11 protein-coding genes are annotated in these 11928 nt (G+C 76.5%); 8 read left to right on the top strand and 3 right to left on the bottom strand.

Features of this window, described 5'->3' with window-relative positions:
- Nucleotides 1-71: 71 nt before the first annotated feature.
- Complete coding sequence (locus FHU37_RS12235; RefSeq protein WP_179814224.1) at nucleotides 72-836, top strand: SDR family NAD(P)-dependent oxidoreductase; 765 nt, start codon at nucleotides 72-74, stop codon at nucleotides 834-836.
- Nucleotides 837-849: 13 nt separating this feature from the next.
- Here FHU37_RS12235 and FHU37_RS12230 read toward each other — a convergent pair whose 3' ends face one another.
- Nucleotides 850-1191 carry an antibiotic biosynthesis monooxygenase family protein gene (locus FHU37_RS12230; RefSeq protein ID WP_179814223.1) on the bottom strand — a complete coding sequence of 114 codons (342 nt, stop codon included), beginning with the start codon at nucleotides 1189-1191 and terminating at the stop codon, nucleotides 850-852.
- Between the two features lie 124 nt (nucleotides 1192-1315).
- Complete coding sequence (locus FHU37_RS12225; protein ID WP_179814222.1) at nucleotides 1316-1966, bottom strand: ATP-binding protein; 651 nt, start codon at nucleotides 1964-1966, stop codon at nucleotides 1316-1318.
- 231 nt (nucleotides 1967-2197) lie between these two features.
- On the opposite strand from FHU37_RS12225, the gene FHU37_RS12220 reads away from it, so the two are divergent.
- The 7 genes from FHU37_RS12220 (at nucleotide 2198) to pheA (ending at nucleotide 9861) form a co-directional block, all read left to right on the top strand.
- Nucleotides 2198-3064, top strand: coding sequence for a hypothetical protein (locus FHU37_RS12220; protein WP_179814221.1), 867 nt, complete (start codon nucleotides 2198-2200; stop codon nucleotides 3062-3064).
- A 133-nt stretch (nucleotides 3065-3197) separates the two neighbouring features.
- A complete protein-coding gene (locus FHU37_RS12215) occupies nucleotides 3198-3935 on the top strand; it encodes a YcnI family protein (protein WP_179814220.1) in 738 nt (245 codons plus the stop codon).
- A 110-nt stretch (nucleotides 3936-4045) separates the two neighbouring features.
- On the top strand, nucleotides 4046-4747 hold the full coding sequence (locus FHU37_RS12210) for an SCO family protein (protein WP_179814219.1): 702 nt from the start codon (nucleotides 4046-4048) through the stop codon (nucleotides 4745-4747).
- Nucleotides 4744-5313: a copper chaperone PCu(A)C gene (locus tag FHU37_RS12205; RefSeq protein ID WP_179814218.1), complete on the top strand. Its 570-nt coding sequence runs from the start codon at nucleotides 4744-4746 to the stop codon at nucleotides 5311-5313. The genes FHU37_RS12210 and FHU37_RS12205 overlap by 4 nt, the downstream gene beginning before the upstream one ends.
- Entirely contained in the window at nucleotides 5310-7502 is a 2193-nt protein-coding gene (locus FHU37_RS12200) for a copper resistance protein CopC (RefSeq protein ID WP_179814217.1), read from the top strand. Before FHU37_RS12205 ends, FHU37_RS12200 begins: the two co-directional genes overlap by 4 nt.
- 35 nt (nucleotides 7503-7537) lie before the next feature.
- Entirely contained in the window at nucleotides 7538-8860 is a 1323-nt protein-coding gene (gene efeB, locus FHU37_RS12195; RefSeq protein ID WP_179814216.1) for an iron uptake transporter deferrochelatase/peroxidase subunit, read from the top strand.
- Between the two features lie 56 nt (nucleotides 8861-8916).
- A complete protein-coding gene (gene pheA, locus FHU37_RS12190; RefSeq protein ID WP_179814215.1) occupies nucleotides 8917-9861 on the top strand; it encodes a prephenate dehydratase in 945 nt (314 codons plus the stop codon).
- A 401-nt stretch (nucleotides 9862-10262) separates the two neighbouring features.
- Here the strand turns inward: pheA and FHU37_RS12185 are convergent, their stop codons facing one another.
- Nucleotides 10263-11918, bottom strand: coding sequence for a bifunctional phosphatase PAP2/diacylglycerol kinase family protein (locus FHU37_RS12185; protein WP_179814214.1), 1656 nt, complete (start codon nucleotides 11916-11918; stop codon nucleotides 10263-10265).
- Nucleotides 11919-11928: the final 10 nt, after the last annotated feature.

The raw sequence follows: 11928 nt of genomic DNA, 5'->3' as shown, positions 1-11928 counted from the left end.
GCCAGGACCTGCCGGACCCCGGCTGAACGGTTCCCTTGTCGCCCCGCGCGACCGGCCGCAGGGTCGTGCCCATGGGACTCCTGGACGACAAGGTCATCGTGGTCACCGGCGCCTCCCGCGGCATCGGCGCCGCCGCCGCCCGGCTGTTCGCCGCGGAGGGCGCCCGGCTGGTGCTGGGCGCCCGCTCCGCCGACGCCCTGGAGGCGGTGGCCGGCGGGGTGCGGGCGGCCGGCGGGGACGCCGTCGCGGTGCCGGCGGACGTCAGCACGGCGGAGGGCGCCGAGCGGCTGGTGGAGGCGGCGGTGAGCCGCCACGGCCGCCTGGACGGCGCCTTCGACAACGCCGCGATCGGCGCCGCGGCCGGCGGGCTGGCCGAGCTGGACGAGGCGGGCTGGGACGCCATCCACGACGTGGGCCTGCGCGGCGTGTGGCTCTGCCTGCGCGCGCAGATCCCGGCCATGCTGGCCTCCGGCGGCGGCTCCATCGTGATCAACAGCAGCACCAGCGGGCTGGTCGGCGGCGGCGCGGGCGGCGCCTACCAGGTCGCCAAGCACGGCGTGACCGGCCTGGTCCGCTCGGGCACCGCCGACTACGCGGGGCGCGGCGTGCGGATCAACGCGATCGCCCCCGGCGCGACCCTCAGCGAGGTGGTGCGCGACCTCTTCGAGAGGCACCCGGAGGTGGAGGAGGGCGTCCTGCGGCGCACCCCGCTCGGCCGCGCCGCGCGGCCCGCCGAGATCGCCGAGGCCGCCGCGTGGCTGCTGAGCGACCGCGCCTCCTACGTCACCGGCGCGGTCCTGCCGGTGGACGGCGGCTACACCGCGGTCCGGGTCTGACCGGTCACGACGCTCAGGAGCCGGAGCCGGAGTGCACCGAGGCCACGGTGTACATGCCGGTCTCCAGGTGGTCGGCCACCTGGAGGGCGCGGGCCATCGCCCGGCGGGCCTCGGGGTCGGCCAGCATGGCGCGCAGGTGGTCCTCGGACTCCCACTGCGCGTAGTTCACCACCCGCTCGCCGTCGACGCCGGCGTGGATGCTGGCGGAGACGAACCCGGGGCGGTGCCGCATGACCTCCTCGCCGTTGGCGGCCAGCAGCTCGACCAGCTCGGCCTGGCGCTCCGGGGCGACGGTGAACACGTTGATCACCGTGACCACCTCCCGCCCCGCACGGATCGTCGCGACGGCGTTCATACCCCCATGCTCCCCGCCCCCGCCCCCCGCTTCCACTCGGCCCGGCGCCGCTCAGCGGCCGACGGGGACGGTCAGCGGCCGACGGGGACGGTCAGCGGCGACGGTCGGCGGCCGGCGGGTCGGGTCAGGAGGCGGCCAGCATGGGGCGGCCGGGGCGCCACTTGAGGGTCTTGTCGAAGGAGACGACGGAGCCGGTGTCGGGGTGGCGGCGGAACTGGACGGAGTCGCTGAGGGCGCGGATGAGGTGGAGGCCGCGGCCGCGTTCGGCGTCGGTGGGCGGCTCGGGGACCCGGGTGAGGTCGAAGGGGTCCGGGGTGGGGGTGGGGCCGACGGGACGGCCGTGGCCGCGCTGGACGGCGCTGAGGCTGGCGGCGTTGATGCCGGAGGTGTCGACCCGCGCGGCGCGGGCCCGCATGGCGGCGGAGGCGTAGGCGCCGCCGCGGTAGCGGCGGCTGCGGCGGCGCAGCGAGGGCTCGGCGGTGAGGGTGGTGGAGGCGACCGTGCGGGTGGGGCCGGTGGCGCCCCAGCCGTGGTCGGCGACCTCGATGCGGCAGTGGTCGCCGGAGATGGTGGCGGTCACCCGGTACTCGCGGGCGGCGTACGGGCCGGCGGCGTGCTCCACGGCGTTGGCGCAGGCCTCGGAGAGGGCCAGGGCGATCTCGTGGGCGATGTCCTCGTCGACCCCGGCGCTCTCCATGGTGCCGAGCAGGATGCGTCGGGCGAGCGAGACGCTGGCCGGCTCCCGCCTGAGGTGGAGCGTCCACCAGATGTCCATCGTTCCAGCCTCCTGGCTGCGGCTGCGCATACTCGTACGTATTGCCGCGGTTCGCGACCGCTAAGCACCGGATCCCCTGCCGTACCACGAACACGTCCGATGAGTTTTTTGCCCGCCTTCACGACAATCCATCCCGTTCGGTGCTCCGTAACGGTGACGGATGTCCGCCGAGCGGGTGAGGGGCGGGCGGGTGAGGGCCGTCGCGGGGGCGGTGGGATGATGGGGCCCGCCATGTCCACGCGAGTCCAGCAGCCGTCGCCGTCGGCCGGGAAGGCCGGCGTGGCTTTCCGCGCCGTGCGCGCCGCCGCCTTCGGGGCGGTCTGCGTGCTGCTGACCGCTGCCGGACACCAGTTCGCCTCGGGGGTTCCGCTTCCGGTGCGGACCCTGCTGTGCGCCTGGCTGCTGACCTCGCTCGCCGCGCTGGCCTTCACCGGCCGGGAGCGCTCCCTGCCCGCGATCACCGGCGCCCTGGCCGGGGCACAGCTCCTGGGCCACCTGGTGTTCTCCGCCGTCGAACGGCTGCTGGCGGGCGGCGCCCCGGCCGCCGGCCGTGAGGAAGGCGTCCAGGCGTGGGCGGACCGGCTGCTGTGCGGGCCGCGGGACTCCGCGGGCCACGTGCTGCTGGCCCCCGGCACCTCCCTGGAGGACGTGGTGCGCCGGGCCGGCCTCGATCCGGCGGCGCACCCGCACCCGGGCGGTGTCGACGGGGGCGCGGCCGGCGGGCTCGGCGGCGCCGGCGACCTGCTGGCGGCGGCGACCGCCCACCTGAGCTGGACGATGCTGCTGGGGCACCTGGCCGCCGCGCTGGTCGCCGGCTGGTGGCTGCGCCGCGGCGAGGTCGCGGCCTGGCGGCTGGCCACGCTCACCGCCCGGCACGCCGTGCGCGGCGGCGTCGTGCTGCTCGCCACCATCGGCGCGCTGCTCACGCTGGCCGGCCGGTGGCGCCCGGGGGGCCCGCCGGTGGCCGTGCCGCCGCTGCACCACCGGGAGCGGCACCGTCTGCCGCGCAGCCCGGTGCTGCGCTGCTGCGTGGTGCGCCGCGGCCCGCCGGTCGCCGCGCGCCGATCCCTTCCGGTGGCCGTGGCCCCGGCCCGCTGACCGACCCGCCGGGGTCGGGCGGGCGCCCGGGCCGTGGCCGCACGCGGCCTGGCGCCGTCCGTGCCCGCCGGCCGGCCGGGGTCGGCGCTCCTGCGTTGCCCAGTAGTCCCGACGGCCACAGGAGTGCCCTTTCATGTCCGTTTCCACGTCCCCGAGGTCCCTGCGCGCCGCGACGGTCGCGGCCACCGCCGCGGCGGCCCTGCTGCTCGCCGCCGTCCCGGCGTCCGCCCACGTCAGCGTGCAGCCGGGCGAGGCGGAGCAGGGCGGCTACGCCACTGTCGTCTTCCGCGTGCCGAACGAGCGCGACGACGCCTCCACCACCCGGCTGGAGGTGACCCTGCCGGCCGACCACCCGCTGAGCTCGGTGCGCACCCAGCCGGTGCCCGGCTGGGAGGTCACGGTGGAGCGGGCCGCCCTGGAGGAGCCGCTGGAGTCCCACGGGGAGCAGGTCACCGAGGCGGTCTCCACCATCACCTGGACCAGCACGGACGGCGCGGCGATCGCCCCGGACACCTTCCAGGAGTTCCCGGTCTCCCTCGGCCCGCTGCCGGAGGACGCCGACCAGCTGGTGTTCAAGGCCGTGCAGACCTACGACAGCGGCGAGGTGGTCCGCTGGATCGAGGAGCCGGTCGAGGGCGAGCCGGAGCCGGAGACGCCCGCCCCGGTGCTGAGCCTGGTGCCGGCCTCCGGTGACGGCCACGGCCACGGCACCGCCGAGGCGGACGCCGAGGCCGAGGACGACCCCGCGGAGACCGCCGCCGACGCCTCCGCCACCGACACCGCCGCCCGTACCCTCGGCGTGGTCGGCATCGTGATCGGCCTGGTCGGCGCCGCCATCGGCGTGTTTGGCCTGCGTCGCCGCAGCTCCTGACCGGTCCGGGGGAACGGGGCGCGCGGCACGGCCGCACCGGCCGCGCCGCGCGCCCCACCCCCGCCCGTCCCCTCCTCCATCCGCCGCCGCCCCGAACGGACCGGACCACCATGCACGTGTCACACCCCGCCCCCACCCCGCCCGCCACCGCCCGCCGCTCCTGGCGGCTCGCCGCCGCCCTCGGGGCCGCGTCCTGCCTGCTGCTGGCCGGCTGCGGCTCCGGCGCGGAGGCCGAGGCCGAGAACGCCGCCAGCGTCACCGTCCCGCAGACCGGCGAGGACAGCCCCTACCTGGGAACGGTGCTGGACAAGCCGTTCAGCAAGCCGGAACTCACCCTCACCGACACCGAGGGGCAGCCGTTCGACCTGCGCGCCGAGACCGCCGGCGAACCCACCCTGCTCTACTTCGGCTACACGCACTGCCCCGACGTCTGCCCGACCACCATGGCCGACCTGGCGCTGGCCAAGCGGGAGCTGCCCGAGGACCAGCGCGACGCGCTGAACGTGGTCTTCGTCACCACCGACCCGGAGCGGGACACTCCGGAGAGCCTGCGCTCCTGGCTGGACGCGATGGACGCCACCTTCATCGGGCTGACCGGTGACTTCGCCACCATCCAGGAGGCGGCGCGGACGGTGGGCGTCGCGGTGGAGGAGCCGGTGGTGAACGACGACGGCTCGGTGACCTCCACCCACGGCACCCAGGTGCTGGCCTACGGCGCCGACGACGTCGCGCACGTCGTGTACCTGTCCGGCACGCCGGCCGACGACTACGCGCACGACCTGCCGCTGCTGATGGACGGGGTGGCCCCGTGACGCGCCGGTCCGTCCCGCGCGCCGTGGCCGCGCTGGCCGGCGCGGCCCTGCTGACCCTGGCCGCCACCGGCTGCTCCGGCGCCGGCGCGGGCGACGGCGGGGCGGAGCCGACGCCGCCCCGGCTGAGCGTGCGGGACGCCTACGTGCCGCAGCCCGCCTCCGCCGACGTGGCCGCCGGCTACCTGGTGGTGGAGAACGCCGGCTCCACCCCGGACCGCCTGGTCGGGGTGAGCAGCCCGGCCGCCACGGTGACGCTGCACCGCGGCGAGGACGGCGCGATGGTGCCCACCGACGGTTTCGACGTGCCCGCCGAGGGCGAGCTGGCGTTCGAGCGGCTGGGGAACCACCTGATGCTCTCCGAGCTGGCCGGCCCGCTGCGGGAGGGGGACACCGTCGAGATGACGCTGACCTTCGCCACCTCGACGCCGATCGAGGTGGAGGTGCCGGTCACCTCGATGACGTACCGCCCGGACGGCTCCGGCTCCGCCCCCGACCCCGCCGCGGGCTCCTCCGGGGACGCCGGCGGGGCGCACTCCGGCCACGGCTCCTCGGCGGCCGGGTCATGACCGCCGTCCGCGTGCGCGCCGCCGGCCCCGCGCCGGCCGCCGTCGGCGTGCCCACCGCCGGGCGTGGGACGCCGGGCTGGGCGGGGCGCCGGGTCGGCGCGCTGCTCGGGGCGGTGCTGGCCGCCCTTGCCCTGCTGTTCGCCACGGCCCCGCCGGCCGCCGCGCACGCCGAGCTGATCGGCAGCGACCCGGCGGCCGGCACGGTGCTGGACTCGGCCCCGTCCGCCGTGACGCTCTCCTTCAGCGAGGGCGTGGAGCTGGGCCTGGGCGCCGTCCGGGTGCTCGATCCGGCGGGCGAGCAGGTCGACGCGGGCACGGTGGAGCACGCGGACGGCGACCCGGCCACCGCGCGCGTCGCGCTGACCGGCGAGATGCCGCAGGGGACGTACACGGTGGCCTGGCGGGTCGGCTCGGCCGACGCCCACGTGGTCTCCGGCGCCTTCACCTTCTCGGTGGGCGCCGCCTCGCAGACCGCCGTGGACGTCTCCGAGCTGGACGCGCAGCAGGCCGGCGCGGTGGTCACCACCGCGCACGGGCTGGCCCGCGGCGCCGCCTTCGCCGGCTGGACCGGCCTGGTCGGCGCGGGCGCGTTCGTCCTGCTGTGCTGGCCGCGGGCGGTGGGGCGGGCGGAGGTGCGCCGGCTGCTGCTCGGTTCCTGGGCCACACTGCTGGCCGGCTCGCTGGCGGTGCTGCTGCTGCAGGGTGCCCGCGCGCTGGGCGGCGGGCTCGGCGACGCGTTCGACCTCGACGTGCTGCGCACCACCCTGGACACCCGGCTGGGCGCCGCGCTGGCGCTGCGGGTCGCCCTGCTGGCGCTGGCCGCGGCCTGGCTGTCGGTGCTGGTCGCCTGGCTGGGCCGGCCGGCCGCACCGGCCGCTGACGACGACACCGCCGACGGCACCGCCGTTCGCGACGGCGACACCGCTGGTGACGCCGTCGGCTTCGGTGGTGGCGGCGGTGGCGGTGGCGCCGGGCGGTGGGAGCGGCTGGGGCTCGCGGTGTTCGGCGGCGTGCTCGCCGTCGGCCTCGCCGCGACCTGGGCGCTGTCCGGGCACGCCTCGGTCGGTCCGGCGGCCGGCTGGGCCGTGCCGTCCACCGTGCTGCACCTGCTGGCGGCCGGGGTGTGGCTGGGCGGCCTGCTCGCCGTCCTGCTCTCGCTGCGGCACCCGGCCGACGTGGAGACCGCGCGGACGGTGGGCACCGTGCCGGCCGACGGCGTGGCGCGGTTCTCCCGGCTCGCCTTCGGCTGCGTCGTCGTCCTCGCCGTCTCCGGCCTGTTCCAGGGGTGGCGGCAGACGGCCTCCTGGGACGCCCTGTTCGGCTCGGAGTACGGGCTGCTGCTGATCGCCAAGACGGTCGCCGTGCTGGCCCTGGTGGCCGTGGCCGCGCTCTCCCGCCGGTGGACCGCCCGATTGCGCACGGCCCCGACCGGCGAAGCGGCGCCGAGCGAGGCGACGCCGGACGGGGCGGCGCGGACCGGGCCGGCGCACGACGAGACGGCGCACGACGAGACGGCGCACGACGAGACGGCGCACGACGAGACGGCGCACGACGAGACGGCGCACGACGAGACGGCGCAGGACGAGACGGCGCAGGACGAGACGGCCGACGCGGACACCCCCGCACCGCCCGCCAGCACCGCGGACCCGCGCCGGCGCGCCCAGCTGGCCCTGCAGGAGCGGGCCCGCCGGGAGGCCGCGGCGCGCCGGCGGGACCTCGCCGACCCCGGGCGGGAGGGGCTGCGCCGGTCGGTCGGCATCGAGGTGGTGATCGCCGCGGTCGTCCTGGTCCTCACCACCCTGCTCACCGGGAGCGATCCCGGGCGGACCGAGGCCGCCGCGGCGCCGGCCGTCATCAGCGAGCGGGTCCCGTACGACACCGGCGGGGAGAACGGCTCCGGCACGGCCACCGTCACCGTCGATCCCGGCCGCAGCGGCGCGAACACGGTGCACGTGGTGGTGGAGGGCGCCGACGGCCTGCCGGTGGACGTCCCGGAGCTGCGGCTGACCTTCACCCTCCCGGAACAGGACCTCGGGCCGCTGCCGGTGGAGCTGGAGAAGGTGGACACCGGCCACTGGACGGCCACCGGGGCCACCCTGCCGGTCGCCGGCGAGTGGACGATGGCGGTCACCGTCCGTACCTCCGACATCGACCAGGTGACGGAGCGCCGCACGGTGGAGGTGCGGTGAGCCCGCGACAGAACCGAACCACTGGATCCGGCGAGATGAGCGAGAAGAAGCGCACCGCGTCCACCCGGGGCAAGCCCCGCACCCCCGCCCCCAGCGCCACCACCCCGGCCACCGCCCCCGCCACCGGGGAGGGCGGCGGGGGCGGGCTGAGCCGCCGCCGGCTGCTGACCACCGGTGGCGCCGCCGGAGCCGTCGGCCTCGCCCTCGGGGCCACCGGCGGGGCGGTCGGCCACGCCGTGGCCGCGGACTCCCCCGCGCCGCTGACCGGGCTCGGTGCCACGGCGGTGCCGTTCCACGGCGTCCACCAGGCCGGCATCACCGACCGGGCCCAGGCCCACGGCCACCTGCTGGCCTTCGACCTCCTCCCCGGCACGGACCGGCGGGGCGCCGCGGCGCTGATGCGCCGCTGGTCGCAGGCGGCCGCGGCGATGACCGCCGGCCGTTCGCCGGACGGGGACACCCAGGCGGCGCTGGACGCCGGGCCGTCGTCGCTGACCGTCACCTTCGGCTTCGGCCGCTCCTTCCTCACCGCGGTCGGCCTCGCCGACCGCGTCCCCGAGGCGCTGGAGCCGCTGCCGGCCTTCGCGGACGAGGAGCTGGACCGGGCGCGGAGCGACGGCGACCTGTTCGTGCAGGTCGGGGCGGACGACGCGCTGGTTGCGCACAACGCGGTGCGGGTGCTGCGCCGGCTGGCCGCCGAGGCGGCCCGGCCCCGGTGGCAGATGACCGGCTTCAACCGCTCGCCGGGCGCCACGGCCCGGCCGATGACCGCCCGCAACCTGATGGGGCAGATCGACGGCACCAACAACCCGGTGCCGGGCGAGCCCGGCTTCGACGAGGCGGTGTTCGTGCCCCAGGGCGGGGAGCCGGCGTGGATGGCCGGCGGCTCCTACGTGGTGGTGCGCCGCATCCGGATGCTGCTGGACAACTGGGAGAACCTCTCCGTCGAGCGGCAGGAGCGGGTGATCGGGCGGCGGAAGTCGGACGGCGCCCCGCTGTCCGGCGGGGACGAGCGCACGCCGGTGGACCTGGGCGCGCGGGGCGCGGACGGGGCGCTGGCGATCGCGGGCGACGCGCACGTCCGGGTGGCCGCGCCGGAGTCGAACAGCGGCGCGACGATGCTGCGCCGGGGGTTCTCCTACGCCGACGGCCTCCGGGAGGACGGCGCCCCGGACGCCGGGCTGCTGTTCGTGGCCTGGCAGGCCGATCCGCGGACGGCCTTCACCCGGGTGCAGCTGAAGCTCTCCCGGGGGGACGCCCTGTCGCAGTTCGTCCGGCACGAGGCCAGCGCCCTGTTCGCGGTTCCGGGTGGCTGCGATCCGGACGGTTACGTGGGGGACCGGTTGTTGGAGGGATAATTCGCTGACACCCACCGGGCGCCGCCCGCCGCGATCGACGTTCGGAGTACTCCACCATGGACGCCAGCCGCTACACCTATCTCGGCCCCGAGGGCACCTTCACCGAGGCGGCGCTGCGCACGCTTCCCGAGGCGGCGACCCGGGTGCTGGTGCCGGCGGTCTCGGTGCCGGCCGCGCTGGACGCGGTGCGCCGCCGGGAGGCGGACGCCGCGATGGTGCCGATGGAGAACTCGGTGGAGGGCTCGGTTCCGGTGACGCTGGACGAGCTGGCCACCGGCGAGCCGCTGATGATCGTGCGGGAGGTGTTCCTGCCGATCAGCTTCGCGCTGATGGCCCGCCCGGGCACCACGCTGGCCGACGTGAAGTCGGTGACCGGGCATCCGCACGCCCAGCCGCAGGTGCGGCGGTGGCTGGCGGCGAACCTGCCGGATGCGGTGTGGGAGTCGGCGGCGTCCAACGCGGACGGGGCGCGGCAGGTGCGGGACGGGCGGTTCGACGCGGCGTTCGCCGGGGAGTTCGCCGCCGCGCAGTACGGGCTGGCGGTGCTGGAGCGGGACGTGCGGGACGTCGAGTCCGCGGTGACCCGGTTCGTGCTGGTGGGCAGGCCGTCCCGGCCGCCGGCGCCGACCGGTGCGGACCGCACCTCGCTGGTCGCCTATCTGAAGGCGGACCACCCGGGCGCGCTGTTGGAGATGCTCCAGGAGTTCGCGGTGCGCGGGGTGAACATGACGCGGATCGAGTCGCGGCCCACCGGGGACCGGCTGGGGCGGTACTTCTTCAGCATCGACTGCGACGGCCACGTCTCGGAGGCGCGGATCGCGGAGGCGATGATGGGGCTGCACCGGGTCTGCCCGGAGGTGCGGTTCCTGGGTTCCTATCCGCGGGCGGCGTTCCCGGGGGCGGCGACGGTGGTGACGGACGCGCCCCGGCCGGGGACCACGGAGGCGGACTTCGCGGCGGCGGCGACCTGGCTGACCCGCTGCCTCGACGGCAGCTTCTGAGCCCGGCCGGCGGGCCGCTGCGGTGGGTTTCCACAGCGAAACCCACAGGAGTTATCCACAGGCTGTGGACAAGTCTACAAATGGCAAAAGGGTCGACAAATCACCAAAGTGGACATCACGGATAGATCTATCAAAATCGGTCGCAACTGATTCCACTCGGTCCCAAAGGTTAACATCCGCTCAGAATCCACTCGAACGAGGGATGATCTTCGGCCAAACGATCGATGAATGGCCACCGGAAAACGCCCCGCGCCCCCGAATCGGCCGCCCCCGGCGGGCATGCCCGGGGCACCACCCGGGAAGACCTCCGACGGAGTTACCCACAGGCCGGCCGGCAGCCTGTGGATAAGTCCCCAAGTCGACTCCGGCCCGCCCATCCGCGCTCCGCAGGCCCGCGCCCCTCAGATCGCCTTGTGCCGGATCCGCACCGCCCCGGCGTCCACCGACAGCCGCAGCACCTCGCCCGACCCCATGTGGTCGCCGTCCAGCTCGCACGGCTCCGGACGGTCCGTGCGGATCTCCACCCGGCGCGCCGAGTACCGCTGCAACGCCGCCTCCCCGTTGCCGCGCCCCGCGCCGGCACCCGGCCGCGGCACCGCGCGCACCCGCCGCCGGGTGATCACCTCGCCGGCCACCCGCGCCCAGTCCCACAGGCCCGCCGGGGCGATCACCACCACCTCCAGCAGGCCGTCGTCCGGCTGCGCGGCGGGCATCAGCTCCACCCCGCCCTGCAACCGGCCCACGTTGCCCACCAGCACCGCCCGCGCCCGGGTGCGGATCGGCGGCCGGTCGTCCAGCCGCAGCAGCACCCGCATCCGCCGGTCCCGCAGGTGCCGCGCCCCCGACACCACGTACGCCGGCCAGCCCACCATGCGCTTGAGGTCGTCCGGCGCGTCCGCCACCATCGCCGCGTCCAGGCCCACCCCGGCCATCACCGCGAAGTGCTCGACCCGCCCCTGGTCCAGCCGGGCCCGCCCCAGGTCGATCCACCGGTCCGAGCCGTACAGCGCCACGTGCAGCGCGTCGTCGACGTCGATCGGCAGGTTCAGGTTCCGCGCCAGCAGGTTGCCGGTGCCGTAGGGCACGATGCCCATCGGCACGCCCGTGCCCGCCAGCGCCGAGGCCACCGACCGCACCGTGCCATCACCACCGCAGGCCAGCACCAGCCGCGCCCCCGCCGCCACCGCCTGCCGGGCCATCCCCACCCCCGGATCCCGCACCGTGGTCTCCAGCCACAGCAGCCGCCCGCCCCAGCCGCGCGCGGCCACCGCCGAGCTGATCCGGCGCCGCTCCGCCTCCGGATCCGCCAGCTTGGACGGGTTCAGCACCACGGCCACCGGACCGCCGCCGGCGCCCTCCTCGTCCTCCTCACCGGCCGTGCGCAGCATGTCCGGCACGCCCCACACCGCCGTCGGCGACAGCACCGCCCGGTTCATCACCGCCACGCACACCAGGCCGATGAGCAGCGACGCCAGGATGTCGCCCAGGTGGTTGGTGCCGCGGTAGAGCCGGGAGACGCCGACCACCGCCGGCACCACCATCAGCCCCGCCCACACCGCCGCGCGCCGCCACCCGCGCCAGCCCAGCCGGCCCACCACCAGCACGGCGACACCCCCGTAGAGGGCGACCGCCGCCGTGGTGTGCCCGGAGGGGAAGTCCAGCAGCATCGTCGGATCCTGGACGGTCGGCACGTCCGGCGGGCGGCGGTCCACCAGCAGCGCGGTGGCCAGCAGCGCCACCGCCTGCAGGGCCACCGAGCCGGTCAGGAACACCGCCTCGCGCCAGCGCCGCTCCAGCGGCCCGAGCACCAGGGCGGCGAGCAGCGTGGTGGCCGTCACCGCCGTGGCCGACCCCAGCGAGGAGACGGCCAGGCTGGCGCGGTCCAGGCCGGCGCTGCGGTGGTCCGCGAACCAGCGCACCACCCAGGACTCCGCCTCCAGCGGCCACCACTCGTGGAGCACCCGGGTGGCCAGCAGACCGGCCGCGGCCACCGACGCCACCAGGACGAGCGTGGGCAGGACCACACGTCTGAGCAGGCGGGCGACATCGGTGAGCATGCGCCCATTA

The organism is Allostreptomyces psammosilenae (assembly GCF_013407765.1).
GTDB classification, from domain to species: Bacteria; Actinomycetota; Actinomycetes; order Streptomycetales; family Streptomycetaceae; genus Allostreptomyces; species Allostreptomyces psammosilenae.
Note: the sequence above shows the minus strand (reverse complement) of the source record. Positions and strands in the feature narration are given on the sequence as shown.

Excerpts from the sequence above, each read along its gene's own strand:
- FHU37_RS12235 (WP_179814224.1), top strand. The coding sequence starts at position 72 with ATGGGACTCCTGGACGACAAGGTCATCGTGGTCACCGGCGCCTCCCGC.
- FHU37_RS12230 (WP_179814223.1), bottom strand. The coding sequence starts at position 1,191 with ATGAACGCCGTCGCGACGATCCGTGCGGGGCGGGAGGTGGTCACGGTG.
- FHU37_RS12225 (WP_179814222.1), bottom strand. The coding sequence starts at position 1,966 with ATGGACATCTGGTGGACGCTCCACCTCAGGCGGGAGCCGGCCAGCGTC.
- FHU37_RS12220 (WP_179814221.1), top strand. The coding sequence starts at position 2,198 with ATGTCCACGCGAGTCCAGCAGCCGTCGCCGTCGGCCGGGAAGGCCGGC.
- FHU37_RS12215 (WP_179814220.1), top strand. The coding sequence starts at position 3,198 with ATGTCCGTTTCCACGTCCCCGAGGTCCCTGCGCGCCGCGACGGTCGCG.
- FHU37_RS12210 (WP_179814219.1), top strand. The coding sequence starts at position 4,046 with ATGCACGTGTCACACCCCGCCCCCACCCCGCCCGCCACCGCCCGCCGC.
- FHU37_RS12200 (WP_179814217.1), top strand. The coding sequence starts at position 5,310 with ATGACCGCCGTCCGCGTGCGCGCCGCCGGCCCCGCGCCGGCCGCCGTC.
- efeB (WP_179814216.1), top strand. The coding sequence starts at position 7,538 with ATGAGCGAGAAGAAGCGCACCGCGTCCACCCGGGGCAAGCCCCGCACC.
- pheA (WP_179814215.1), top strand. The coding sequence starts at position 8,917 with ATGGACGCCAGCCGCTACACCTATCTCGGCCCCGAGGGCACCTTCACC.
- FHU37_RS12185 (WP_179814214.1), bottom strand. The coding sequence starts at position 11,918 with ATGCTCACCGATGTCGCCCGCCTGCTCAGACGTGTGGTCCTGCCCACG.